Annotated in this window: 21 protein-coding genes and 1 pseudogene; 15 read left to right on the top strand and 7 right to left on the bottom strand. The window is 69.3% G+C overall.

All coding sequences use genetic code 11. The annotated features are described in order from the left end of the window. Positions 1 to 4: 4 nt before the first annotated feature. From H7J86_RS07385 to H7J86_RS07355, 7 genes are read left to right on the top strand one after another with little or no spacing between them, the layout of a single operon-like run. The gene (locus H7J86_RS07385) at positions 5 to 904 is read left to right on the top strand and encodes a carbon-nitrogen hydrolase family protein (RefSeq protein ID WP_187098662.1); all 900 of its coding nucleotides are present in this window, start codon (positions 5 to 7) and stop codon (positions 902 to 904) included. Beyond that, entirely contained in the window at positions 897 to 1,193 is a 297-nt protein-coding gene (locus H7J86_RS07380; protein WP_167157606.1) for an MSMEG_0570 family nitrogen starvation response protein, read from the top strand. The genes H7J86_RS07385 and H7J86_RS07380 overlap by 8 nt, the downstream gene beginning before the upstream one ends. Beyond that, a complete protein-coding gene (locus H7J86_RS07375) occupies positions 1,190 to 2,461 on the top strand; it encodes an MSMEG_0569 family flavin-dependent oxidoreductase (protein ID WP_187098663.1) in 1,272 nt (423 codons plus the stop codon). Before H7J86_RS07380 ends, H7J86_RS07375 begins: the two co-directional genes overlap by 4 nt. A 9-nt stretch (positions 2,462 to 2,470) precedes the next feature. Continuing rightward, entirely contained in the window at positions 2,471 to 3,526 is a 1,056-nt protein-coding gene (locus tag H7J86_RS07370; protein WP_090355624.1) for an MSMEG_0568 family radical SAM protein, read from the top strand. Next, on the top strand, positions 3,526 to 4,932 hold the full coding sequence (locus tag H7J86_RS07365) for an MSMEG_0567/sll0787 family protein (RefSeq protein WP_267290200.1): 1,407 nt from the start codon (positions 3,526 to 3,528) through the stop codon (positions 4,930 to 4,932). The genes H7J86_RS07370 and H7J86_RS07365 overlap by 1 nt, the downstream gene beginning before the upstream one ends. Before the next feature lie 8 nt (positions 4,933 to 4,940). Further along, entirely contained in the window at positions 4,941 to 5,786 is an 846-nt protein-coding gene (locus tag H7J86_RS07360) for a carbon-nitrogen hydrolase family protein (RefSeq protein WP_090355619.1), read from the top strand. A gap of 1 nt (position 5,787) precedes the next feature. Then, positions 5,788 to 6,858, top strand: a complete 1,071-nt coding sequence (locus H7J86_RS07355; RefSeq protein WP_187098666.1) for an MSMEG_0565 family glycosyltransferase — start codon at positions 5,788 to 5,790, stop codon at positions 6,856 to 6,858. Here H7J86_RS07355 and H7J86_RS07350 read toward each other — a convergent pair. Continuing rightward, positions 6,843 to 7,142, bottom strand: a complete 300-nt coding sequence (locus H7J86_RS07350) for an MGMT family protein (protein WP_090355613.1) — start codon at positions 7,140 to 7,142, stop codon at positions 6,843 to 6,845. The two genes, H7J86_RS07355 and H7J86_RS07350, sit on opposite strands and share 16 nt — an antisense overlap. Position 7,143: 1 nt before the next feature. Further along, the gene (locus H7J86_RS07345) at positions 7,144 to 7,926 is read right to left on the bottom strand and encodes an alpha/beta fold hydrolase (protein ID WP_308204827.1); all 783 of its coding nucleotides are present in this window, start codon (positions 7,924 to 7,926) and stop codon (positions 7,144 to 7,146) included. Positions 7,927 to 7,985: 59 nt separating this feature from the next. On the opposite strand from H7J86_RS07345, the gene H7J86_RS07340 reads away from it, so the two are divergent. Beyond that, entirely contained in the window at positions 7,986 to 11,072 is a 3,087-nt protein-coding gene (locus H7J86_RS07340) for an ATP-dependent DNA helicase (protein ID WP_267290196.1), read from the top strand. Further along, positions 11,072 to 14,293, top strand: a complete 3,222-nt coding sequence (locus H7J86_RS07335) for an ATP-dependent helicase (protein WP_267290624.1) — start codon at positions 11,072 to 11,074, stop codon at positions 14,291 to 14,293. The genes H7J86_RS07340 and H7J86_RS07335 overlap by 1 nt, the downstream gene beginning before the upstream one ends. A 3-nt stretch (positions 14,294 to 14,296) precedes the next feature. Here the strand turns inward: H7J86_RS07335 and H7J86_RS07330 are convergent, their stop codons facing one another. Next, positions 14,297 to 14,692 (bottom strand): DoxX family protein, encoded by a 396-nt coding sequence (locus H7J86_RS07330; RefSeq protein WP_267290194.1) that lies wholly within the window; start codon positions 14,690 to 14,692, stop codon positions 14,297 to 14,299. 42 nt (positions 14,693 to 14,734) lie between these two features. Between H7J86_RS07330 and H7J86_RS07325 the strand changes: the two genes are divergently transcribed. Together H7J86_RS07325 and nudC are read left to right on the top strand one after the other, a co-directional pair. Then, a complete protein-coding gene (locus H7J86_RS07325; protein WP_090355604.1) occupies positions 14,735 to 15,820 on the top strand; it encodes a potassium channel family protein in 1,086 nt (361 codons plus the stop codon). Between the two features lie 3 nt (positions 15,821 to 15,823). Continuing rightward, complete coding sequence (gene nudC, locus H7J86_RS07320) at positions 15,824 to 16,750, top strand: NAD(+) diphosphatase (protein ID WP_090355601.1); 927 nt, start codon at positions 15,824 to 15,826, stop codon at positions 16,748 to 16,750. A gap of 220 nt (positions 16,751 to 16,970) precedes the next feature. Here nudC and mrx1 read toward each other — a convergent pair whose 3' ends face one another. Next, positions 16,971 to 17,213 (bottom strand): mycoredoxin Mrx1, encoded by a 243-nt coding sequence (mrx1, locus tag H7J86_RS07315; RefSeq protein WP_267290192.1) that lies wholly within the window; start codon positions 17,211 to 17,213, stop codon positions 16,971 to 16,973. A gap of 147 nt (positions 17,214 to 17,360) precedes the next feature. Here mrx1 and H7J86_RS07310 point away from each other — a divergent pair, with 147 nt between their 5' ends. The 3 genes from H7J86_RS07310 to H7J86_RS07300 all read left to right on the top strand — a co-directional run bounded on the left by H7J86_RS07310 (position 17,361) and on the right by H7J86_RS07300 (position 20,215). Then, positions 17,361 to 19,454 (top strand): ATP-dependent DNA helicase UvrD2, encoded by a 2,094-nt coding sequence (locus H7J86_RS07310; protein WP_267290622.1) that lies wholly within the window; start codon positions 17,361 to 17,363, stop codon positions 19,452 to 19,454. 119 nt (positions 19,455 to 19,573) lie between these two features. Then, the gene (locus H7J86_RS07305) at positions 19,574 to 19,783 is read left to right on the top strand and encodes a hypothetical protein (RefSeq protein ID WP_090355593.1); all 210 of its coding nucleotides are present in this window, start codon (positions 19,574 to 19,576) and stop codon (positions 19,781 to 19,783) included. Positions 19,784 to 19,936: 153 nt separating this feature from the next. Then, on the top strand, positions 19,937 to 20,215 hold the full coding sequence (locus tag H7J86_RS07300; RefSeq protein ID WP_090355590.1) for a WhiB family transcriptional regulator: 279 nt from the start codon (positions 19,937 to 19,939) through the stop codon (positions 20,213 to 20,215). Between the two features lie 23 nt (positions 20,216 to 20,238). Here the strand turns inward: H7J86_RS07300 and H7J86_RS07295 are convergent. From H7J86_RS07295 to H7J86_RS07285, 3 genes and pseudogenes are all read right to left on the bottom strand, one after another. Next, positions 20,239 to 21,577 (bottom strand): annotated as a pseudogene (locus H7J86_RS07295) (macrolide-binding ATPase MABP-1). 42 nt (positions 21,578 to 21,619) lie between these two features. After that, entirely contained in the window at positions 21,620 to 22,471 is an 852-nt protein-coding gene (locus H7J86_RS07290) for a cyclodehydratase (protein WP_267290190.1), read from the bottom strand. Positions 22,472 to 22,506: 35 nt separating this feature from the next. Beyond that, entirely contained in the window at positions 22,507 to 23,862 is a 1,356-nt protein-coding gene (locus H7J86_RS07285) for a zinc-dependent metalloprotease (RefSeq protein ID WP_187098671.1), read from the bottom strand. A gap of 81 nt (positions 23,863 to 23,943) precedes the next feature. On the opposite strand from H7J86_RS07285, the gene H7J86_RS07280 reads away from it, so the two are divergent. After that, positions 23,944 to 24,984: a YlbL family protein gene (locus tag H7J86_RS07280; RefSeq protein WP_267290186.1), complete on the top strand. Its 1,041-nt coding sequence runs from the start codon at positions 23,944 to 23,946 to the stop codon at positions 24,982 to 24,984. The last annotated feature ends 70 nt before the right edge of the window (positions 24,985 to 25,054 follow it).

Here is a 25,054-nt window from a genome sequence, read left to right as displayed (position 1 = left end):
CGTCATGACCACACTTGCCGCCGTCTCGGCCAACTTCACCCGGGACCTGGAACAGAACTACGCGCTCATCGCGGCGCTCACCGAGGAGGCCCGTACCAAGGGCGTCGACTTCCTGGTGTTCCCGGAGGCCGCCATCGGCGGCTACCTGTCCTCGCTGGGCAACCACGGCGACACCGTCAAGAACACCAAACGCTCACTGCCACCGGCCATTCGGCTGGACGGACCGGAGATCGCCAGGGTTCAGCAGATCGTCGGTGACCTGGTGATCGCCATCGGCTTCTGCGAACTGGACGACGACGGCGAGACACGCTACAACACCGCCGCGGTGCTGGACGGCGACACCGTGTACGGCACCTACCGCAAGGTGCACCAGCCACTCGGTGAGGGCATGTCCTATTCCGCGGGATCCGGATACGGGGTGTTCGACACCCCGGTCGGCCGTGTCGGCCTGCAGATCTGCTACGACAAGGCCTTTCCCGAAGCCGCCCGGATGATGGCCCTGGGCGGCGCGCAGATCATCGCCAGCCTGTCGGCCTGGCCCGCGGCGCGCACCGCCACCGCGGAGAACCTGCAGGACGACCGGTGGACCTACCGGTTCAACCTCTTCGACACCGCTCGTGCACTGGACAACCAGGTGTTCTGGATCGCCTCCAATCAGAGCGGAACCTTCGGCTCGCTGCGCTACGTCGGCAATGCCAAGGTCGTGGATCCCGGCGGAAACATCTTGGCCACCACACTTCTCGGCAGCGGGATGGCCGTGGCCGAGGTCGACATCGACGACACGTTCCGCACCATGCGCGCCGGGATGTTCCATCTGCGCGACCGCAGGCCCGACGTGTACGGCCCGCTCACCGATACCGACGCCATGCGCGAGGCGAAGTGGCGGGAGCTGGCTCATGCCTGAGATGACCTTCGAGGTGCGCTGGCCCGACGGCAGCACCCAGCGGTGCTACTCGCCGAGCCTGGTCATGCACGACTATCTGTGCACCGGAACGCATTACACCGTCGGCGAGTTCGTGGACCGGTCCACCCGAGGACTGGCCGAGGCCAGTGAGCGGGTGCGGGCCAAGTTCGGGTTCGCCTGCACCTCGGCCGCCGACACCACGGAGCGGATCGCCGGCGCCGCGGCCCGATTCCCGCAACAGGCGCTCATCCAGATCACCGGCATGCATCCCGCACTGGAGCAGTCATGACCACCACGCACATCCCGGTCGCGATCATCGGCGGCGGGCAGGCCGGGCTGTCGGTCAGCTGGTACCTGGGCCGCATGGGCGTCGAGCACGTCGTGCTGGAGGCCCAAACCCCGGCGCATGCCTGGGCTGACACCCGCTGGGACAACTTCACTCTGGTCACGCCCAACTGGCACTGCCGGCTACCCGGGTACGCCTATGCCGGACCGGATCCGGACGGCTTCATGACCCGCGACGAGGTGGTGGACTGGCTGGCGGGCTGGCTGGACACGTTCGAGCCGCCGCTGCGCACGCATACCAGGGTCACCCGGCTGGCCAACCGCGCCGAGGGCGGATTCGAGCTCACCCTGGACGGGCGGGAGACGCTGACCTGCGACCAGGCCGTCATCGCCACCGGCGGCTATCCACTTCCCGTGATACCCCCGTACGCAAGCACATTGGACGCCGGTATCACTCAGATCCATTCCGAGTTGTACCGTAACGCCGCCCAGTTGCCCGACGGTGCGGTCCTGGTGGTCGGCACCGGACAGTCCGGCGCCCAGATCGCCGAGGATCTCCATCTGGCAGGCCGACAGGTGCACCTGGCCGTCGGCAGCGCGCCACGCGTCGCCCGGTTCTACCGGGGCCGGGACTGCATGACCTGGCTGGCGGATATGGGGCTCTACGACAAGCCTGCCCAGCAGTACCCGGGTGGTAAGGCCGCCATCGAGAAGACCAACCACTACGTCACCGGCCGTGACGGTGGACGTGATGTCGACCTGCGCCAGTTCGCCGCCGAGGGGATGAAGCTCTACGGCACGCTGGCCGACGGGAAGGACTCGTGGTTGCGGTTCGAGCCCACCCTCGGCGAGGCGCTGGACCACGCGGATGCGGTGTACAACTCGATCTGCTCCGATATCGACCGCTACATCGACGGAGCGGGAATCGACGCGCCACCGCCGTCCCGTTACCAGCCGGTGTGGTTACCCGAAACCGAACCCACCGCACTGGATCTGGCCGAAGCCGGCGTCACCAGCATCGTGTGGGCCATCGGCTATCGGCCCGACTACCGCTGGATCGAGGCCAGCGCCTTCGACGGCGGCGGCCGGCCGATGCAGACCCGCGGGATCACCAACGTCGACGGGCTGAGCTTCATCGGGCTACCGTGGATGCACACCTGGGGATCCGGCCGTTTTCTGGGCATCGACCGCGACGCCAAACACGTCGCCGACACCATCATCAGCAGCAAGGTTCGCCGCCGCACCTTCCATACCGACGCCGTCGCGATCTAGGGAGTTGTTGTGTCTGTATCCACGCGAGTTGACCTGGCCCTGCTGGGTTTCCGCGGCCGTCCACCGGTCAGCCGTACCGCGGGCGCCGGCCCGAGCGCCGACGGCCACCTCGTCATCGACGGCCTCAACGCGGCCATTCCGCGAAATCCGCAGAGTCCGTTCGTGTTCGACGGCACCCGGGTGCTGCTCGACGGCGAGGACACCGGGTTGGACGTCGAGGTCGTCGACCGGCCCAGGTTCTACGACCTGAGCACCTCCGACGGGGTGCCTTACGAGAAACTGGCCCGGCTGCACGGTCGTAACGTGCTGGCCACCACCGTGGTGCAGACCTGTATCCGCTACGGGGAGGACCAGCGCTGCCGGTTCTGCACCATCGAGGAGTCGCTGCGCAGCGGCGCCACCACGGCGGTCAAGCGGCCGGCCGAACTCGCCGAAGTGGCCGAGGCCGCCGTCCGGCTCGACGGCGTCACCCAGATGGTGATGACCACCGGCACCTCGGCCGGAACCGACCGCGGTGCACGACATCTGGCCCGCTGCGTGCGGGCCGTCAAGGCCGTCGTGCCGAACCTGCCCATCCAGGTGCAGTGCGAGCCACCCGCCGACCTGGCGGTACTCACCGAACTGCGGGAGGCGGGCGCGGACGCCATCGGTATCCATGTCGAATCGCTCGACGAGGAGGTGCGACGGCGCTGGATGCCCGGCAAGGCCACGGTGCCGATGGACAGCTATCGGGCCGCGTGGCGTGAGGCGGTGCGGGTGTTCGGCCGCAACCAGGTCTCCACGTACCTGCTCGTCGGACTGGGCGAGAATCCGGACGAACTCGTCGCCGGTGCAACCGAACTGATCGAGATGGGTGTGTACCCGTTCGTGGTGCCCTACCGGCCGCAGCCCGGCTCGTTGGCCGTCGACGTCGATGCTGCCGCCGCCCCGGACTCGGCTCTGGTGGAGAAGGTCTCCCGCGAGGTCGCCGCGGCGCTGGCGATGGCGGGGATGGCCGGGACCGACCAGCGGGCCGGGTGCGCGGCCTGCGGAGCCTGCTCGGTACTGCAAAGCCTGGGGGCCTGATGATCAGATTCGATGCCAGCCCGGTGCCCTCGGAGCTGTCCATTCTCGCCGGAACACGTCCGCCTGCACCGTTTCTCATCCACCCGGCCGTGGGTGACGAGCTCGACGGGTATCACCGGCTGCGCCGCGACGCCTTCGTCCTCGAGCAGGGCCTGTTCGCCCACAGCGACCGTGACGATATCGATGACGATCCCCGCACCGTGGTGTTGGTCGCCACCGGGCCCGACGGGCGAGTCCTCGGGGGAGTCCGGTTGGCACCCGTGGGTGCGGTGGACCTGGGCTGGTGGACCGGCAGCCGGCTGGTCGCCGAACGCGGCGGGCCCCGTGGTGTCGGGCCGGCGCTGATCCAGGCCGCCTGCGCATACGCCGAGTCAGCGGGCGTACTGCGCTTCGAAGCCACCGTGCAACCGCGTTATCTGCCGCTGTTCGACGCACTCGGCTGGCAGACCCTGGGCGACACCGAGGTCGCCGGCCGGCCGCACGCGGCGGTCCGCTGGCCGCTCAATCCCTTCCGGGCCCTGGCCGCGGCCACCAAGACGTTTCTCGGGCCGGCGCTGGCTCCGCTGCGGGCCGCGGACGGCGCACTCGGCCCGGTCGGGTTCGTCGGCGACGACGGGGCGCCGGTCCCGGGCACCGATCTCGTGGCCGCCTGCGACGCCATCATTGCGTCCATGGTCGAACGCGACCCCGAATGGGCGGGCTGGTGCTCGGTGCTGGTGAATGTCAACGACCTGGCCGCGATGGGGGCCGCACCGGTGGGGCTGCTGGACGCGGTCGGTGCCCCCACCCGGGCCCTGCTGGATCGGATCATCCGCGGCATCGCCGCGGCGTCGCACGCCTGGAACGTGCCGGTGCTCGGCGGGCACACCCAACTCGGCGTGCCCGCTGCCCTGGCTGTGACCGCACTGGGCCGCACCCGCACACCCGTGCCCGGCGGCGGCGGGCGCGCCGGTGACGCCATCGCGCTCACCGCCGATCTCACCGGTGGCTGGCGGCCCGGATATACCGGCCGGCAATGGGATTCGACAAGCGGACGGGACGGTACCGACCTGCGTGCGATGACCGGACTCGTCGCCGCGATGCGCCCCGCCGCGGCCAAGGATGTCAGCATGGCCGGCGTCGTCGGCACCTTGGGCATGCTGGCCGAAGCGGGCGGCACCGGAGCGGAATTGGACGTCGCCGCGGTGCCGCGTCCCGCCGGCGCTGCGATGGGTTCGTGGCTGACCTGTTTTCCCGGCTACGCGATGCTCACCGCGGGTGCCCTCGAGTCTGTGCCGACACCACCGGGGGTGGTCACCGCCGCCTGCGGGTCGCTCACCAGAGCGCCGGGAGTGCGCCTACGCTGGCCTGACGGGGTGACGACGACGGCACTGACGTCGTCGGTCACCGGTCTCGGAGCGGCTTGAGGGGAGCCATGGCGACAGTCACGCTGGGAGCCGTTGCCGCTCATTTCGGCCGCGATGTGGATCGCGGCGTGTCCAAGGTCGTCGGCATCGTCGAATCGGCGGCCCGTGACGGGGTCGACCTCTTGGTGCTGCCGGATGCCTGCCTCGGGGGCTATATCGGTGATTTCGCCGCGCCCGACCCCGACGACCCGCCGCCGGCACTGGATCCCGACGGCCCCGAGATCGCCGCCGTGATCGCCGCGGCGGGCCCGATGACCGTGTGTGTCGGCTACGCCGAGGCCGCACCGGGCGGGGGCCGGTACAACGCCTCGATCTGCGTGTCCGGCGACGGCGTGCTCGGTGCCTACCGCAAGGTGCACCAGCCCGCCGGTGAGGCGCTGACCTATCTGGCCGGTGACACGTTCGCGGCGTTCGACACACCCGTCGGGCGGGTCGGCATGCTCATCGACTACGACAAGACCTTCCCCGAGGCCGCCCGGGCGCTGGCGCTCGACGGTGCGCACATCATCGCTGCGCTGTCGGCCTGGCCCGCGAGCATCACCGACCGCGCATCCCGGCTGCCCGCCGATCGGCAGTCACGGCTGTTCGACCTCTACGACTGCGCCCGGGCGGCGGAGAACCAGGTGGTCCTGGTGTCCTCCAATCAGACCGGCGTGATGGGCAACCTGCGCTTCCTCGGGCAGGCCAAGGTGGTCGGACCGGGCGGGGACATCCTGGCCACCACGCGGTCCAAGGGCGGGATGGCCAAGGTCGAGATCGATGTCGAAGCCGAGATCTCACGCGCCAGAAGGGTGTTGAACCACCTCGCCGAACGGCGCCCGGAGACGTATCGTGTCAAGTCGGTGCGGGGCTGACATGCGGATCGCCCTGCTGACGTACTCCACCAAACCCCGTGGGGGAGTGGTGCATACGCTCTATCTCGCCGAGGCGCTGGCGCGGCTGGGCGCCGAGGTGACAGTGTGGTCGCTGGCCCGTGCCGGGGACCGGGGCTTCTTCCGCGACGTCGACCCGGCCGTGACGGTCCGGCTGGTGGAGTTCACCGACCATGCGGGAGACACCGTCACCGATCGTATCGTCAGGTCGATCGAGGTACTCGGGCGTGCGTTCACCCCGGGCGACTACGACATCGTGCATGCGCAGGATTGCATCAGCGCCAACGCCGTCGGCGCCTGCATCCGCACCATCCACCACCTCGACCAGTTCACCACCCCGGTGCTCGCGGAATGCCACGAGAAGGCGATCGTCGAGCCGTACGCCCGTATCTGCGTGTCCGCCGCGGTGGCGGCCGAGGTACGTGCCGGCTGGGGATTCGACCCCGTCGTGATACCCAATGGTGTTGACGCACAACGATTCATCGACGCGGCCGCGGACACCGAGGGACAATCCCGTTGGCGGGACGAGCTGGGCGGCTACATCCTGACCGTCGGTGGTATCGAACCGCGCAAGGGCACCGTGGATCTGGTGCGCGCCTATCACCTTCTGCGACAACAGCACCCCGAACTGGCCCTGGTGATCGCGGGCGGTGAGACGCTGTTCGACTACCGCGACTACCGGGCCGCCTTCGACACGGCCTGTGCCGAGCTCGATGTCGACCCGGTCATCCTCGGTGCCATCGCCGACGATGATCTGCCGGCACTGGTCGCCGGGTGCGACGTGTTCGCCTTCCCGTCCACCAAGGAGGGATTCGGATTGGCCGCGATGGAGGCGCTGGCGGCCGGGCGGCCGGTGGTGACCCGTGATCTGCCGGTGCTGCGGGAGGTGTTCGGCGACACGGTGCGCTTTGCTGCCGATATGTCCGGATTCGCCGCGGAAATGGTTGCGGCCCTTGCCGAACACGCCGACCCCACGCCCGGCCGGGAACTGGCGGCCTCGATGACCTGGGAGGCGGCCGCCCGGGCCCACCTGGACTTCTACGCGAACGCGTGACGGTACTCGCGTAGCGGCACCCGCCCATCGGCGGCAAGCACCCCTTCGGCCCGAAGTCGTTCGAGTTGCCGGGCCGCCAGATGCGGGGCGGGTCGCCCGGATGCGGGAATCACCCTGTGCCACGGAAGGTCTGAGGAATCGGTGCGCATCACCCAGCCGACGATCCGGGGGCTGGACAGACCGGCCTCCGCGGCGATATCACCGTAGGTGCTCACCCGGCCGGCCGGTATCGCGGCCACCAGCGCGCGCACCGCCTCCACCTGCTCCTCGGTGACGCGCGCCATCTCAGCCCAGCTGACCGCGGATGATGGCGGCGATCTCGGCCGGGAGTGCCTGGCTCACCATGTGATCGCAATCCAGATCGGTCAGGACGAACCGGTCGCCCAGCGCCGCCTGCAGAGCGCCGATCAGTTCGGCGCTGACATACGGCGGCGAAGTCCGGGTGGCGCGAATCAAGGTGACCGGAATGACGTTGGCGGGCAGTGCGATCGGGCGGGTCAGCTCACTCCAGTACGACATCGTGGCCGGAACGCTGATCCGCCAGCCCAGCCGGCCGTTGGGTAGCGTGATCAGATGCTCGTCGAGTTCACGCTCGAGTTCGGCGGGGTCGGCGGCGGCGACCTCGCCCCATGAGCCGGACAGCTTGTCCGCGCGAGCCTCGTCTCGATCCGGGTAGTCGGGGGAGGACAGCATCGCATCGGCGATATCGCGCATCCAGCCGCCGTCCAGCGCGACCGCCGGATCGAGCAGTACCAGCCCGGCCACCAGATCGGGGCGGGTCGCGGCCAGTGTCAGCGCCACCGCCCCGCCGAACGAGTGGCCGGCCACCAGCACCGGCCCGGAAGCCTCGGCGTCCAGCACGTCGGCCAGCGCCGCCACGTTGGCCTCGATGGTCCACGGCGCCGCCCAGCTCGACCGGCCGTGCCCGATCAGATCGGGAGCCAGGATGGACACCTCGGGCAGATGCGCGGTGGCCAGTTTCTCCCACCGCCTGCCGTGTCCGGTCAGTCCGTGGATGGCCAGGACCTGGACGGGCTTGTCGGGGCCGTAGCGATAGGTGTGCAGCACGTGGGTGACGCTACATTCGCTCGGCCGGACTTGTCGTACCCCCGTGATGACATGTCGCCATGACCGCATCGAGGACTGCGCTGAGCCCCGGCGCGTTGGCCGACTCCGGTCTGCGCGGCACCGTGCGGGTTCTCGGCGGTCCCGGCACCGGCAAGTCCCGGCTGCTCACCGACACGGCCGCTGCGCACATCGCCGCCGGTGCCCCGACCGAATCGGTGCTGCTGCTCACCGGGTCGGCGCGCCTCGGTGCGGCCGCCAGGGCCGAGATCACCGCCACCCTGCTGCGCAGCGGAGCCGGCGTGGTCCGGGAACCGCTGGTGCGTACCGTGCATTCCTACGCCTTCGCGGTGCTGCGGTTGGCCGCCCAGCGCAACGGCGACCCGCCCCCGCGCCTGATCACCGGCGCCGAGCAGGACGGCATCATCCGCGAGCTGCTCGCCGGTGATCTCGAAGACGGTGCCGGTATGTGGCCGTCGGCGCTGCATCCCGCACTGAGCACCGCGGGCTTCGCCTCCGAACTGCGTGATCTGATGGCGCGCTGCGCCGAACGCGGGGTCGACCCAGTGGCGCTCCAACGCCTCGGCAGGATGTCCGGCCGCGCGGAATGGCAGGCGGCGGGTCGCTTCGCGCAGGTGTACGAGCAGGTCATGTTGTTGCGCGCCGCGGTCGGGATGGCGGCCCCGCAGGCCACCGTGCCGGCCCTGGGCGCCGCCGAACTCGTCGGGGCGGCCCTGGACGCGCTGGCCACCGATCCCGACCTGCTGGCGGCTGAACGCGCCCGCGTCCAGCTTCTGCTGGTCGACGATGCCCAGCACTTCGACCCGCAGGCCGCGCTGCTGGTGCGGGTGCTCTCGGCAGGTGCCGGGCTCACGGTCATCGCCGGTGATCCCAACCAGGCGGTCTTCGGGTATCGCGGTGCCGACCCCGCGTTGTTGCGCACCGACACCCCCGCGGTCACGCTGACCGCCTCGCATCGTTGCTCGGTGGCCGTGGCCACCGCGATCTCCGGCATCGCCCGCAGGCTGCCCGCTGCCGAGGGGTTCGGCGAATTCACCAGTGCCACCGAGGATCCCGGGTCGGTCTCGGTGCGCATCGCGGCCTCGGCGCACGCCGAGGCCACCCTGGTCGCCGACGCGTTGCGGCGTGCCCACCTGGTCGACGGGGTGCCGTGGTCGCAGATGGCGGTGATCGTGCGGTCGGTGCCGCGGGCCGGCGCCGCGCTGGGGCGGGCCCTGGCCGCCGCCGGTGTCCCGGTGGACCTGCCCGCCGCCGAACCGATCCTGGCCCGCCAGCCCGCTGTGCATGCCCTGCTCACCGTGCTCGCTGCCGCCGCCGGCGATATGCCGGGTGACGCGGTGCTCGACCTGGTCACGGGTCCGATCGGCCGGATCGACCCGGTGTCCCTGCGCCAGCTGCGCCGGACACTGCGCCGTCTCGACAACCATCAGCGCGAGTTCCCCGAACTCCTCGCCGAAGCCGTGCGGCACGTGCCCGACGGACTGGCCCCCGAACACGGCCGCAGCCTGCAGCGGGTCGGCACCGTGCTGCGCGCCGCGCAGCGCAGCCACCGCGCGGGGGAAGATCCCCGCGCCACGCTGTGGCAGGCCTGGCACCGCAGCGGACTGCAGCGCCGCTGGGTGACGGCCGCCGAGCGCGGCGGCGCCGCGGGAGCGGCCGCCGAGCGTGATCTGGACGCCGTCACCACCCTGTTCGAGGTGGCCGAGCAGTACGTCACCCGGACCACCGGGGCGACGCTGACGGGTCTACTCGATCACGTCGACGGTTTGAGCCTGCCGGTGACCGCCGATCGCACGCCTCGCGGCGAGGCGGTTGCGGTGTGTAGCGCGCACGCGGTACTGGACCGGGACTGGGACTTCGTGGTCATCGCCGGTGTACAGGAAGGGTTGTGGCCCAACACCGTTCCGCGCGGCGGCGTGCTGGCCACCCAGCACCTGGTCGATATTCTGGACGGGGTGACCGAGCCCGGCCAGCCGGTGTCGGTCCGGGCGCCGCTGGTGGCCGAGGAACGACGCCTGCTCATCGCCGCAATGGGTCGGGCCCGTAGCCGGCTGCTGGTGACGGCCGTCGACAGCGATGCCGGTGACGCCGCGATGCTGCCGTCACCGTTCTGCGCCGAACTGGCCGATCTGGCCACCGACGCGCAGGTAAGCGACCCCGCTCCCGTCGTCGCCCCGCGGATCCTGACCCCCGCGGCGCTGGTGGGCCGACTGCGGGCCGTGGTGTGCGCCCCGGAAGGAGAGCTCGGCGACGAGGTACGTGCCTGTGCGGCGGCACAATTGGCCCGGCTGGCCGAAGCCGGGGTGGCCGGCGCGGACCCGGCATCCTGGTACGGCAGGACGGCGCCGTCCACCAGCGAGCCGCTGTGGTCGGGCGATGAGCACGTGGTGACCGTGTCGCCGTCGACCGTGCAGACCCTGTCCGAATGCCCCCTGCGCTGGCTGCTGGAACGCCACGGCGCAGGCGACAGCCGCGATGTCCGCTCGGCGGTCGGGTCCCTGATACACGCCCTGGTCGCCGACTCGACCAAGACCGAGAACCAACTGCTGGCCGAACTGGAGAGCATCTGGGGGGCCCTGCCGTTCGAATCCCGGTGGTACGCCGACAACGAACTGGCCCGCCACGGCGCCATGCTCACCGCGTTCGCGCAATGGCGCGAACTCACCCGTCACCAGCTGACCGAGGTGGGCACCGAGGTCGCGGTCGACGGCATGGTCGCCCCCGGGGTCCGGGTGCGGGGCCGCATCGACCGTCTGGAGCGCGACAACGCCGACCGGCTGGTGATCGTCGACGTCAAGACCGGGAAGAGCCCGGTCACCAAGGACGACGCCCAGCGCCACGCCCAGCTGGCCCTCTACCAACTCGCCGTCGCCGAAGGTGTGCTGCCACACGGCGACGAACCCGGTGGCGGTGTGCTGGTGTACCCCGGCAAGCCCAGTGCCGGCGGGGCGACCGAACGCCACCAGGACGCGCTGACACCGGAGGCCGTGGCCCGGTGGCGCGAACAGGTCGCCGCCGCGGCCGGGGCCACCCAGGGGCCCGCCTTCGTCGCCCGGGTGAACGACAATTGCGGGCACTGCCCTGTGCGCGCGATGTGTCCGGCGCACCAGCGTGGGGAGGAGCAGTGATCAGCACCAGGTACAGCCCGGCCGAACTCGCCGATGCACTGGGTCTTTTCGCGCCGACCGACGAGCAGGCGGCCGTCATCGCCGCGCCCCCGGGGCCGGTGGTGGTGATCGCCGGCGCGGGTGCGGGCAAGACCGAGACGATGGCCGCGCGGGTGGTGTGGCTGGTCGCCAACGGTTACGCCGCGCCGGCCGAGGTGCTCGGGCTGACCTTCACCCGCAAGGCCGCCGGCCAGCTGCTGCGCCGGGTCCGCGCCAGGCTGGCCAGACTCGCCGGCTCCGGGCTGTGCCCGGAACTCCGGGCCGACGAGCCCCCGACCATCAGCACCTACCACGCGTTCGCCGGTTCCCTGCTGCGCGAACACGGCCTGTTGCTGCCGGTGGAACCCGACACCCGGCTGATCGGGGCGACCGAGCTGTGGCAGCTGGCCTTCCAGGTGGTGTGTGAGCATCCCCGGACACTGGACACCGACAAGTCCCCGGCCGCGGTCACCGGTCAGGTATTGCGGCTGGCGGGGGCGCTCTCGGAGCATCTGGTGGACACCGCTGCGCTGACCGACACCCATATCGAGTTGGAGCGGCTCATCCTGAATCTGCCCGCGGGCGCCAACCAGCGCGACCGCGGCCCCAGTCAATGGCTGCTGAAGTTGTTGGACACCCAGACCGAACGCACCCAGTTGGTCCCGCTCGTCGACGAACTGCACCGCCGCATGCGCGCGGCAAAAGTGATGGACTTCGGCGCACAGATGTCGGCGGCGGCCCGCTTGGCCGTGGCAGCGCCACGGGTGGGAGAGCAGCTGCGGCAACGCTATCGGGTGGTGTTGCTCGACGAATACCAGGACACCGGTCACGCGCAACGGATCGCCCTGTCGTCGTTGTTCGGCGGCGGCATCGACGACGGCCTGGCGCTCACCGCGGTGGGAGATCCCATTCAGTCCATCTACGGCTGGCGCGGTGCCTCGGCCACCAATCTGCCCCGGTTCGCCACCGATTTCCCGCTCTCGGACGGGACGCCGGCACCCACCCTGGAGCTGCGGACCAGCTGGCGCAATCCGCCGCAGGCACTGCATCTGGCCAACGCGGTGTCCGCGGAGGCCCGGCGCCGCTCGGTCAGCGTGCGGGAGCTGCTGCCGCGTCCCGATGCCGAGCGCGGCGATATCCGCTGCGCACTGCTCACCGATGTGGTGGCCGAACGGAACTGGGTGGCCGACGAGATCGCACGGCGTTACCTGGCCGGCCCCACCCCGCCCAGCACGGCAGTGCTGGTGCGCCGCAATGCCGATGCCGCCCCGATGGCCGACGCGCTGACCGCGCGCGGCGTCCCCGTCGAGGTCGTCGGTGTGGCCGGGCTGCTGGCCATCCCCGAGGTCGCCGACGTGGTCGCCATGCTGCGGCTGATCGCCGACCCGACGGCCGGGGCGGCCGCGATGCGGGTGTTGGCCGGACCGCGCTGGCGTCTGGGCGCCCGCGATATCGCGGCCCTGTGGCAGCGAGCGGTGGAGTTGGACGGGCCGGCGGCGGTGGGCAGCACCGCGCAGATCGTCGCCGCCGCCGCGCCGGATGCCGACGCGGCCTGCCTCGCCGACGCGATCTGCGACCCGGGAGCGCAGGGCCGTTACTCGGCGCAGGGTTACGCGCGCATCGTCGCGCTCGGCCGCGAGTTGACGGTCCTGCGCGCCCATCTGGCACATCCGCTGCCCGATCTGATCGCCGAGATCCGCCGGGTGCTCGGGGTCGACGCCGAGGCCAGGGCCGCCCGGCCGGTGGCTGCCGGCTGGGGCGGCACCGAACATCTCGACGCTTTCGGTGACATCGTCGCCGATTTCGCCGATCGCGCCGAGGCTTCCCCGGACGGGTTGCTGGCCTATCTGGAGGTGGCTGCCGACATCGAGAACGGTTTGGCGCCGGCCGAAGTCACCGTCGCCGCCGACCGGGTCCAGATTCTCACCGTGCACGCGGCCAAGGGCCTGGAATGGCAGGTGGTCGCCGTGCCTCATCTGAGCGCCCGGGTGTTCCCGTCCACCGCCATGGCGCGAACCTGGCTCACCGATGCCGGCGACCTACCGCCGCTGCTGCGCGGCGATCGGGCCACCGAGTCGCAGCACGGTGTGCCGGTACTGGACACCACCGACGTCTTCGACCGGAAAGCCCTGTCCGACAGGATCGCCGCGCACAAGGACCATCTGGCGCAGCGGCGGGTGGATGAGGAGCGCCGGCTGCTGTACGTGGCACTCACCCGCTGCGAACACACGCTGTTGGTGTCCGGCCACCATTGGGGGCCCACCGAGTCGAAGCCACGCGGGCCATCGGAATTCCTCCTGGAGCTGCGGGGCATCATCGACGCTTCGGCGGCCTCCGGTGATCCCTGCGGGGTCATCGACCACTGGGCCCCTGATCCGGCCGAAGGGGACCCGAACCCGTTGCGTGACACGGTCGTCGAGGCGGTGTGGCCGGCTGAGCCGGCGCGGCGTGAGGTGCTCGACCGTGGCGCCGAACTTGTGCGCCGAGCCGATTCCTCGGCGGATGTCAGCGCCGCCGATGCGGAGAACTGGGCCGCCGATGTCGACGCGTTGTTGGCCGAACGGGCCAGGGCCGGTGCGCCGGAGGCGGTGACGCTGCCCGCGCAACTGTCGGTCAGCATGCTGGTCGAACTGGGTAAGGACAGGGCGGCCGCCGCGCAGCTGTTGCGGCGCAGGCTGCCGGTCCGGCCCGACCCGCATGCCTTGTTGGGCACCGCATTTCATGACTGGGTGCAGCGCTTCTTCCACGCCGAGCGGCTGTTCGACCTGGATGATCTGCCCGGTGCCGTCGATGGGGACACCGGGCGGGCGCACGCCGAGGAACTGGCCGGGTTGCAGGCCGCGTTCGCGTCATCGGCGTGGGCGGCGCGCACCCCCATCGACGTCGAGGTGCCGTTCGACATGATGATCGGCACGACGGTGGTGCGCGGACGTGTCGATGCCGTGTTCGACGACGTGGACGGCGCGCAGATCGTGGTCGACTGGAAGACCGGTGACCCGCCGAGCACCCCCGAAGCTCAGCGGGCGGCCGCGGTCCAGCTCGCGGTGTACCGGCTGGCGTGGGCGGGGATGTCCGGCCGTCCGCTGGACTCGGTGCGGGCGGCGTTCCACTACGTGCGTAGCGGTGTCACCGTGCGGCCCGACGAACTCCCCGGGCCCGATGAACTGGCCGCGCTGCTGGCGCAGGAGGAGCTGACCTCGTGACAGTCACGAATTGCGGTAGATCTTCCACGCCTGCGTGATCATCGGTACCTGCAACGGCAACCGGGCCACCGCGCCGATGCGCATCGGCAGCGGCTTGTCCTTCCACAGCCGGACCATGTTCACGTTGGCCGGGAACACACCGACGAACAACGCGATCGAAGCGAGCGCACCGAGCTTGCGGGTGCGCGGTGCGAGCAGCAGTGCGCCTGCCCCGGCCTCCGCAACACCGGAGGCGTAGGTGTAAAACCGCGCGCTACCAGGAAGTTCCTCCGGGACGATCGTGTCGAAGGGCTTGGGCGCGACGAAGTGCAGGATGCCCATGCCCACCAGCCAGCCACCCATGAAGCGAGCACGGGACTGGTTGGATGACTGTCGAACGGCCGAGGAAATGGAAGTCATGGTTACATTGTGACGTGCCCAGCTCACGCCAATCGGTGAACCGTGGCCAAAGGTAGGTTGCGTCGGCGGCTGGAGGCGGTCGACCAGAACCTGACTTCTCGCCCGGACGCCGACCTCGTCGAAATCCTCAACATCCCGGAGAAGTTCGTCAGTCCGGGTCGCCGAATCTTCATGCGGGTCATCTGGGCGCTGTCCGCTCTGGTCGCGGCGGTGCTCATCGTCTACATCGACCGGCACGGCTACCGCGATGTCGCGGCCACCCCGGAGGAAAGCGACCCGCTGTCCCTGCTGGACTGCATCTACTACGCCACCGTGTCGCTGTCCACCACCGGCTACGGCGACATCACGCCCTATACCGAATCCGCGCGCCTGGTCAACGTTCTGGTGATCACGCCGCTGCGCGTGGCGTTTCTGATCGTGCTCATCGGGACCACCGTCGAGACCTTGACCACCCAGTCGCGCCAGGCACTGAAGATCCAACGATGGAGGAGATCCGTGCGCAACCACACCATCGTCGTCGGCTACGGAACGAAGGGCCGGACTGCGGTTTCCGCGATGATCGGCGATGACGTGGCGCCCGGGGACATCGTCGTGGTCGACGACGACCCGGCCGCGCTGGAGCGGGCCAAGAGCGCCGGGCTCGTCACCGTGCGCGGTAGTGCCACCGACTCGGAGGTGTTGCGGCTGGCAAGCGCCCAGCACGCCAAGTCGATCATCGTCGCCGCCAACCGGGATGACACCGCGGTGCTCGTCACGCTCACGGCACGCGAACTCGCCCCCAACGCGAAGATCATCGCCGCGGTGCGGGAGGCCGAGAACCAGCATCTGCTGCGCCAATCCGGCGCAGACACGACCGTCGTCACCTCCGAGACCGCGGGTCGGCTGCTGGGGATCGCCACGCAGACGCCGAGCGTGGTGGAGATGATGGAGGACCTGCTCACTCCCGATGCCGGGTTCGCGGTTGCCGAACGGCCCGTCGAGCCCAAGGAGGAGGGCGGTTCACCGCGCCATCTGGCCGACATCGTGTTGGGTGTGGTGCGCGACGGGCAGTTGCTGCGTGTGGACGACGAACGTGTCGACGCCCTCGAGCCGACCGACCGCCTGCTCTACATCCGGTCGAAGGAGTAACCGATGAGCGCGTTCACGCTGCGCAACGTCCCGCTGCTGTCCCGCATCGGCGCCGACCGTGACGACCAGGTCCGCACCGATATCGATGCCGCGATCGCCGGCTGGCCCGACGCCGCCGTGTTGCATGTCGACCGGCGCAACCAGGTCTTGATCTCCGGCAGCAGTGTGGTGCTGAGCAAGACGACCGCTCTCGGTGACACCCCGCCGGACCACGCGGTGTTCCTGGGCACGCTGGCCGACGGCCGGCATGTCTGGGCGATCCGTGGCGCCCTGGAAGCCCCGGAGGACGACTCCGTCGAGACCGAGGTGCTCGATCTGCGCCGCGCCGGACCGATCTTCGACGATGCCAGCGCACAGCTGGTGGCCACCGCCACGGCACTGCTGAACTGGCATGACGCCGCTCGGTTCAGCCCGGTGGACGGCTCACCGACCAAGACGATCAAGGCCGGGTGGGCCCGCATCAACCCGGTCAACGGGCATGAGGAGTTTCCCCGTATCGATCCGGCGATCATCTGCCTGGTGCACGACGGCCACGACCGGGCGGTGCTTGCCCGCCAGACCGTCTGGCCGGAACGGTTGTTCTCGCTACTGGCCGGCTTCGTGGAGGCGGGGGAGTCGTTCGAGTCGTGCGTGGAGCGCGAGATCGCCGAGGAGATCGGGCTCACTGTGCGCGATATCCACTACCTCGGCAGCCAGCCGTGGCCGTTCCCGCGCTCGCTGATGGTGGGTTTTCATGCCATCGGCGACCCCGACCAGCCGTTCTCGTTCAACGACGGTGAGATCGCCGAGGCCGAGTGGTTCACCCGCGCGCAGGTGCGCGAAGCACTCGAACACGGCGACTGGAACAGCGACTCACCGTCGCGGCTGTTGCTGCCCGGATCCATCTCGATCGCCCGGGAGATCATCGAGTCGTGGGCCGCGGCCGGCTGACCAGCCCGACCGCGTACCCGCAGCTCGTACTCGCGCGCGATATCGCGGGCACGGTCACACAGCGTCATCAGGTGCCACGCATCGCGCAGCCTGGACGGTTCGGATGACAGTGCGTCGATCTCGGCGTTGACCGCGTCGAACTCGGCCCGAAGTGCATCGATCGTGTCGAGGTTGCCGTTCATGTATCGAACACTAGTTCGATACACCGACAAGCGCGCGATCAGCCCAGTTTTGCCTTGACCTGCTTGATGTTCGGGTTGGTCAGGGTCGACCCGTCGGCGAACTTGACCGTCGGCACCACGTGGTTACCGCCGTTGACCGAACCGACGAACTCCGCTGCGGCGGGATCGCCCTCGATATCGATCTCGGTCCAGGCGATGCCTTCGGCCTTGAGGGCGGTCTTCAGGCGAGAGCAATAGCCACACCATGAGGTGGTGTACATGGTCAACGCAGCGGTATTCATAGTGCCTACAACGTAGCGGACCTCATGTGCATGCCCGGCAGCGAAGCGACGTCCTGGGACGAGCGAGACGACGTCCTGGGGCGAGCGAAGCGACGGGGGAGCGACGGGCGAGCGAGGATGTCACCACGCCCTGCGATGATGGACGCCATGCCGTCCGTCGACAGCCTCCTCGTCGACCTCGACGACGAACAACGCGAGGCCGTGCTCGCCCCCCGGGGGCCGGTGTGTGTGCTCGCCGGCGCCGGTACCGGCAAGACCCGCACCATCACCCGGCGCATCGCGCATCTGGTGGCTGCCGGTCATGTCGCACCCGGACAGGTGCTCGCGGTGACGTTCACCGCGCGCGCGGCCGGGGAGATGCGGGCCAGACTCCGAACCCTCGGCGACGAGTCGGGGGTGGGCACCGCGGCGGTGCAGGCGGTCACCTTCCACGCGGCGGCGCGCCGGCAGCTGCAGTACTTCTGGCCCCGCGTGGTCGGCAACACCGATTGGCAGCTGCTCGACAGTAAGTTCGCCGTGGTGGCTCAGGCCGCCAATCGCGCTGCGCTGCAGGCCAGTACCGACGATGTGCGCGACCTCGCCGGTGAGATCGAATGGGCCAAGGCGTCCTTGATCACGCCGGAGGGTTACGCGACCGCGGTCGCCAAGGCCGGACGCGACATTCCGATGGACGCCGCCACCGTGGCCAAGGTGTACGACGGCTACGAGCATCTCAAGGCCCACCGCGACGGCACCGCACTGCTCGACTTCGACGACCTGCTGCTGCACACCGCCGCGGCGATCGAGAACGACACCGCCGTCGCCAGTGAATTCCGGGACCGCTACCGCTGTTTCGTCGTCGACGAGTACCAGGACGTCACGCCACTGCAGCAGCGGGTGCTCAACGCGTGGTTGGGCGACCGCGACGATCTGACCGTCGTCGGCGACGCCAACCAGACCATCTACTCGTTCACCGGTGCCACACCGCGATTCCTGCTCGACTTCTCCCGGCGCTTTCCGGAGGCCACCGTGGTCCGCCTGGAGCGGGACTACCGCTCCACACCTCAGGTGGTGTCACTGGCCAATCAGGTCATCGCGGCAGCCCGCGGCCGGATGGCCGGCAGCAAGCTGCACCTGGTCGGCCAGCGTGACCCGGGGCCCAAGCCGTCCTTCACGGAGTACTCCGATGAGGCCGCCGAGGCGGCCGCCGTGGCCAAACGAGTCGCCAAGCTCGTCCAATCCGGCACGCCGGCATCCGAAATCGCGGTGCTGTACCGGATCAATGCGCAGTCCGAGGTCTACGAGGAGGCGCTGACCGAGGCCGGTATCCCGTTCCAAGTGCGCGGTGGTGAAGGGTTCTTCAGCCGTCAGGAGGTCCGCCAGGCGCTGCTGGCCATCCAGCGCGCCGCGGGGGCCGAACACGACGGTGAGCTGCCGCAGGTCGTGCGCGCGTTGTTGGAGCCGCTCGGGCTGACGGCCGAGCCGCCCACCGGCACCAAGGCGCGGGAGCGCTGGGAGGCGCTGGCCGCGCTCGCCGAACTGGTGGATGACGAAGTGGCGCAACGGCCTTCGTTGGATCTGCGCACCCTGCTGGTCGAACTGCGGCAACGTGCCGAATCACGGCACCCGCCGGTCGTGCAGGGTGTCACGCTGGCATCGCTGCATGCGGCCAAGGGGCTGGAGTGGGACGCGGTGTTCCTGGTCGGGCTGACCGATGGCACGCTGCCCATCTCGCATGCCTTGGCCAAAGGCGCCGACAGCGAGCCGGTGGAGGAGGAGCGTCGCCTGCTCTATGTCGGAATCACCAGGGCGCGGGTGCATCTGATGCTCAGCTGGGCACTGGCCCGGGCCGCGGGCGGCCGACAGGGCAGGCGCCCCTCGCGATTCCTCAACGGCGTGGCCCCGCAGTCCCCGGTCGACGCTCCGGCCGGGCGGGCCCGAAAGGCGCGCGGCCCCGCGCCGCGGTGTCGGGTGTGCAACAAGGCGCTCGAATCCGCCACGGCGATCACGCTGCGCCGTTGTGAGGGCTGCCCGTCCGATATCGACGAGGCGCTGTTGGCCGAACTCAAGGAATGGCGGCTGCGCACCTCCAAGGAGCTCAACGTGCCGGCCTATGTGGTGTTCACCGACAACACCCTCATCGCCATTGCCGAGATGCGGCCGGCCGACGACACGGCACTGGTATCGATTCCCGGTATCGGAGCGCGCAAGCTCGAGCAGTACGGGACGGATGTGCTGGAACTCGTCAAGAATCGGTCATAGGTCCCATAAATACTGCCAAAACTGCAGGTCAGAAAATCGCTTGTCGGTTTGGGCTGGTACCGTTTAACCTCGAGATCACCAAATTCCGTGCGACTCATCGAAAGGAGGGGAACGACATCATGCTGAACATTCAGGGAACCAGCGGCGTACACGCCGATGCGGTGGCGATGTCTGTCCTCTCCGGGGCGGCCTTTCACCCGGGCATGCCCGTCATGCCCGCCGTCGCCTCCGCCCATCGAGCTGGTTGGGCGCTCACTGCCGTTAACCCGCAGTACAAGCGCCGCACCGCCGCCGCGACATCTACGTCCGTCAAGCGGGGCACCACCTAGGTAGCCCCCAGAACGCCGAAAAGGCCACGGACCCGATGTCACCGGATCCGTGGCCATCGTTTTTGGGAAACCTTTTCGGAACTCCCGAACACCTGGTCACCGGTCCACAACAAAGACCGACACCGATACAACGACCAGGAAATAGGGAGAGACATGTCGGACATGACATGCCAGGAACTCGAACTGCCCGCGGTGCCGTGCCATGGGGGGGATCCCGACCTGTGGTTCGCCGAGAACCCGATCCAACTGGAGCAGGCCAAGGCGCTGTGCGCCGACTGCCCCATCCGCAGCCTGTGCCTGGCCGAGGCGCTGGAACGCCAGGAGCCGTGGGGCGTCTGGGGCGGCGAGATCCTCGAGCGGGGTGCCGTCGTGGCGCGCAAGCGTCCGCGTGGGCGTCCGCGGAAGGACAACCGCGAGGGGCAGGCGGCCTAGCTTCTCAGCTAGGCCGCCTGGCCTCAGGCGGCGTCGTCCTCGGCGAACCCCGGAACCAGTTCTGTGGCAATCGCTTTCACGGGCACGTGGGCGTCCAGCTGACAGCAGATGGCGATCGTCGACGCAATCACCCGAAGCGGGATGGCCAGCTGTGGCGGCAGATCGAGCTGACGGGCCATCTTGATCTGGGCCACCGAGTTGTCCATCTGGCCGGCGGCCATCTTCTGCAGCCAGCGCCGGCGATAGTGGAAGACATCGACCTCGATGGGCTGCACGTACTGGCGCAACATATCGTCGACTTCTTCCGCCGAGACCTGCTGACCTTTCTGGATGAAACCGGCAGCCTCCATGGCGGGCAGTGCTTCTTCGTAATTCTTGTCGCGTGCCAGCCGGATGGTCCGGCCGAGCGCGGACGGGAATCCGCCGGGCATCGGGGCCACCGCACCGAAGTCGATGACGCCCATCCGGCCGTCGGGCAGCAGCATGAAATTGCCGGGGTGCGCGTCGCCGTGCATCATCTCCAGGCGCTTCGGTGCACCGAAGGTCAGCTCGGTCAGCCGGGTGCCCATCAGATCACGCTGCTCGGGGGTGCCCTCGCGGATGATCACCGACATCGGGATGCCTTCCATCCATTCGGCGATCACCACCTTGGGTGCACTGGCCACAATGTGCGGCACAGCGAAATGCGGGTCGTTCTCATAGGCCTTGGCGAAGGCGCGCTGGTTGTCGGCCTCCAGCCGGTAGTCCAGTTCCATCTCGGTGCGTTCGATCAGCTCGTCGACGACACCCTCGATATCGGCGCCCGGCGCGAGCTGTTTGAACACGCCGACCAGACGCTGGATGGTTTTCAGGTCGGCCCGCAGTGCCTCGTCGGCACCCGGGTACTGGATCTTCACGGCGACCTCGCGCCCGTCGGACCACACCGCTTTGTGAACCTGGCCGATGCTCGCCGACGCGATCGGAGTGTCGTCGAAGGACGTGAACCGGTCGCGCCATTTCGTGCCCAGCTGGGCGTCGAGCACGCGGTGCACCTTGGCGGCCGGCAACGGTGGGGCCTCGCGCTGAAGTTTGGTCAATGCCTCGCGGTAGGGCTTGCCGTACTGCTCGGGGATGGCGGCTTCCATCACCGACAAGGCCTGGCCCACCTTCATCGCCCCGCCCTTGAGTTCACCCAGCACGGTGAACAGCTGTTGGGCCGCCTTGTCCATCAACTCGGCCGTGACCTCGTCCTTGGACTTGCCGGTCAGCCGCTTGCCGAAACCGAGTGCCGCCCGGCCGGCGAAGCCGACGGGCAGGGTCGCGAGCTTGGCGTTGCGCGCCACGCTTCCACGCTTGATATCAGCCACGTTGACCATCATCCATGACTACGCTGTCTGTCCCGCACCGAACCTGCATCCGCACAGGTCAGCATGGGCAGGACGGATGCCTGGACCAGCGCCGGGCCAGCACGGAGCCACTGCCGACGTCGAATTCCAGGGTGGTGTCCAGGGTCATCGGCGGTTCCGGGGTGCCCAGCGGATCACCTGCGCAGCGCAGCGCGTGGACCACCCGGTCCACCTGGTTGAGGGCCAGTGCCGCGGTGCCCATCAGGGTGGCGCGGTCCGCCGCCCCGACGGCATGACGCAGTTGGGCGGCGACCGCGGGCCAGGCCGCGTCCCGGTCTCGGCGGTGCCGGTCGGCGCAGGACAGACACGATGTCACACCGGGAATCACCAGCGGTCCCACCAACCCGGTCCCGTCGCGCACCCGAACCGGCAGGTGCGGAACCTCGGCCGCGTGCAGATCGCGCACCACGCGAGGATCGGCGACCAGGGCGTCGGTGAGCACCACCAGGTCGGCGTGGTCGGTGGTCACGACGGCGTGGGGCTGACTGCTCTGGGTGACGCGGGTTCCCGAGCATTTGAGGGCACCGGCCAGCAGGTCCGACAGCGGACCCCGGCCGTGGATGCGGATGGTCACCGACCGTCCGGCGCGTTGGCCGGTGGTGAGCACACCCGCCTGTTCCAGGACGCCGAGCAGTTCGGTCACCACGGTGGGGCCGGTGGACTCGGGCGCCCCGAGCCGTCGTGCGCAATCGCACAGCTCGGCCACGGTCGCCGCCGTCTGCATTCGGCGCAGCAGGGCGGCCAGCGAGGTGGAGGTCAGACCGGCCGGCGGGTGCACCACCACCGCCCGGCGCGGATCCCAGCCCACCTGCACCGTGTCATCGGGTCGCAGCAGCACCGGCATCGACGGATTCAGCAGGTAGCGCCTCATGTATCGACTGTGCCACGGCCGGAAGCCCGGTCGCGTCAGTTATTCACAGGGCCCTCGGGGCCTTGTTTCCCTTCGTCTTCGAGCTCGGCCAAGGCCTGATCGATGCCGGTGGTGTCGCCGCCGATGGCCCGGTCGATGAACGCGGCCGGCTCATCGAGATCGTCGGCCCCGGGCAACAGATCGGGGTGCTGCCAGACGGCATCGCGTGCGTCGGGCCCGACCGCCTCGGTCAGCTTCTCCCACAGCGCCGCCGCCTCGCGCATCTTGCGGGGTCGCAACTCCAGTCCGACCAGGGTGGCGAAGGTCTGCTCGGCGGGGCCACCGGTCGCGCGCCTGCGACGCAGTGTCTCCGACAGGGCGGCCGTGCCGGGGATGCGGTCGCCAAGGGCCGCGGTCACCACCGTCTGCACCCAGCCCTCGACGAGGGCCAGCAGGGTTTCCAGCCGTTCCAGCGTCGCAACTTGTTCTGGGGTGGCCTTGGGCTCGAACATGCCCTGACTGAGCAGCTGTTCCATGGCCGACGGGTCGGCGAGCATGGCCGGGTTGAGCCCGCTGGCCATGTCCTCGATCCCGCTCATGTCGATCTTCATGCCCTTGGCGAACGCTTCGACGGCGCTCAGCAGCTGGCTGGACAGCCACGGCACATGGCTGAACAGGCGGTGATGGGCGGCCTCGCGGGCGGCCAGGAACGTCAGCACCTCGCTGCGGGGCTGTTCCAGTCCCTCGGACAGGGATTCGACGGCCTCGGGCAGCAGCGCGGCGACCCCCTTGGGGCCCAGCGGCAGGCCGATATCCGTCGAGGTCAGGACCTCTTTGGACAGTTTGCCCAGCGCCTGGCCGAGCTGGCTGCCGAACGCCATGCCGCCCATCTGCGACATCATCGCCAGCAGCGGGCCCGCCATGGCCTTGGCTTCCTCGGGCAGCGCCGACGCCCACACCGTCGAGATCTGTTCGGCGACCGGATCGCACAGCCGCTTCCAGGTGTTCAGGGTGTTGTCGATCCAGTCGGTCGGCGTCCAGGCCACGGCCTTCGTGGTGCCGGCGGGCAGCGCCGTCACACCGTCGAGCCATGTCTCGGCCAGGTGTACGGCGTCGGCGATCGCGGAGCTCGTCTTCTCCGACACCGGGGCGACGAATCCGATGGAGCTGGAGGCCAGCTGACGGGCGAGGTCGTAGTTCACCGGACCGGCCTGTTGGCCGGTGCCTGTCACATTGCCTGCGCCGCTGAACATTTCGCCGAGTTTGGTGAAGATCTGGCCCAGATCGGCCATGTCGAATCCGGCCCCGCCCAGTCCGAACGGGTCCGCGCCGGACCCCTGGCCGGGGTTTTCTTTGCGCTTGTCACGGTCGGGGTCGTCCCCGTGGGAGAAGCCGAAGGGCAGGTCAGCCATGGCTTCAACGGTACTCATACCTGGCGATCACCGTGGGGCCGCGGGTCACGCTGTGGGTGAACGCGCTCTACTGTGGGCGGCGTGAACAGGCGGATTATGACGCTGGTGGTCGCGCTGGTGCCGATCGTGGCGTTCGGCGTACTGCTGTCGTTGGTGACGGTCCCTTATGTGTCGCTGGGCCCGGGCCCGACCTTCAACACCCTCGGTGAAGTGGACGGCAAGCAGGTCGTCGACATCAAGAGCACCGACAGCACGGCCGGCTCCATCGTGCATCCCACCTCCGGGCATTTGAACATGACCACGGTGTCGCAGCGGGACGGGCTGACCCTCGGTGAGGCGCTGGCGTTGTGGATGTCCGGACGCGATCAGCTGGTGCCGCGCGAGCTGGTGTATCCGCCGGACAAGTCGAAGGACGATATCGACAAGGCCAACACCAACGACTTCAAGGCTTCGGAGGACAACGCCGAGTACGCGGCACTGTCGTATCTGAAGTACCCGAAGGCGGTGACGGTCGAATCGGTGACCGATCCCGGGCCGTCGGCGGGCAAGTTGAAGGCCGGTGACGCGATCGACATGGTCAACAATGTCGAGGTGCCGAACATGGAGGCATTCCAGGCGATCGTGAAGAGCACGAAGCCGGGGGAGCAGATGGTGATCGACTACCGGCGGAAGAATCAGCCCGCCGGCACCGTCACCGTCACCCTGGGCTCCAATCCCGACCGCGATCACGGATTCCTGGGCATCGGCGTGCTGGACGCGCCCTGGGCTCCCTTCGACATCGAGTTCAACCTCGCCAATATCGGCGGGCCGTCGGCCGGGTTGATGTTCAGCCTCGCTGTCATCGACAAACTCACCACCGGCGACCTCAACGACGGGAAGTTCGTCGCGGGCACGGGCACGATCAGTGCCGACGGTGTCGTCGGGTCGATCGGCGGTATCACCCACAAGATGATGGCCGCGCAGGAGGCCGGGGCGACCGTGTTCCTCGTGCCGGCGGAGAACTGCGCCGAGGCGCTGACGGCGCGCGACGACCGGCTGACCCTGGTCAAGGTCGATACGCTCACCACGGCCGTCGACGCCTTGCACACCATTTCTGCCGGTGGCGAACCGCCGCGTTGCTGAGAGTGCGCTTGGCAGGCCATGCGTAGAGTTATTGCAGTTGTGGCGGCCCTTCCGGTGGCGGCGGCCACCC

Origin of the sequence: Mycobacterium hackensackense (genome assembly GCF_025822555.1) — a bacterium.
GTDB lineage: Bacteria > Actinomycetota > Actinomycetes > Mycobacteriales > Mycobacteriaceae > Mycobacterium > Mycobacterium fluoranthenivorans.
The sequence above is the reverse complement of the archived record's forward strand: the minus strand, read 5'-3'. Positions and strand labels throughout refer to the sequence as shown.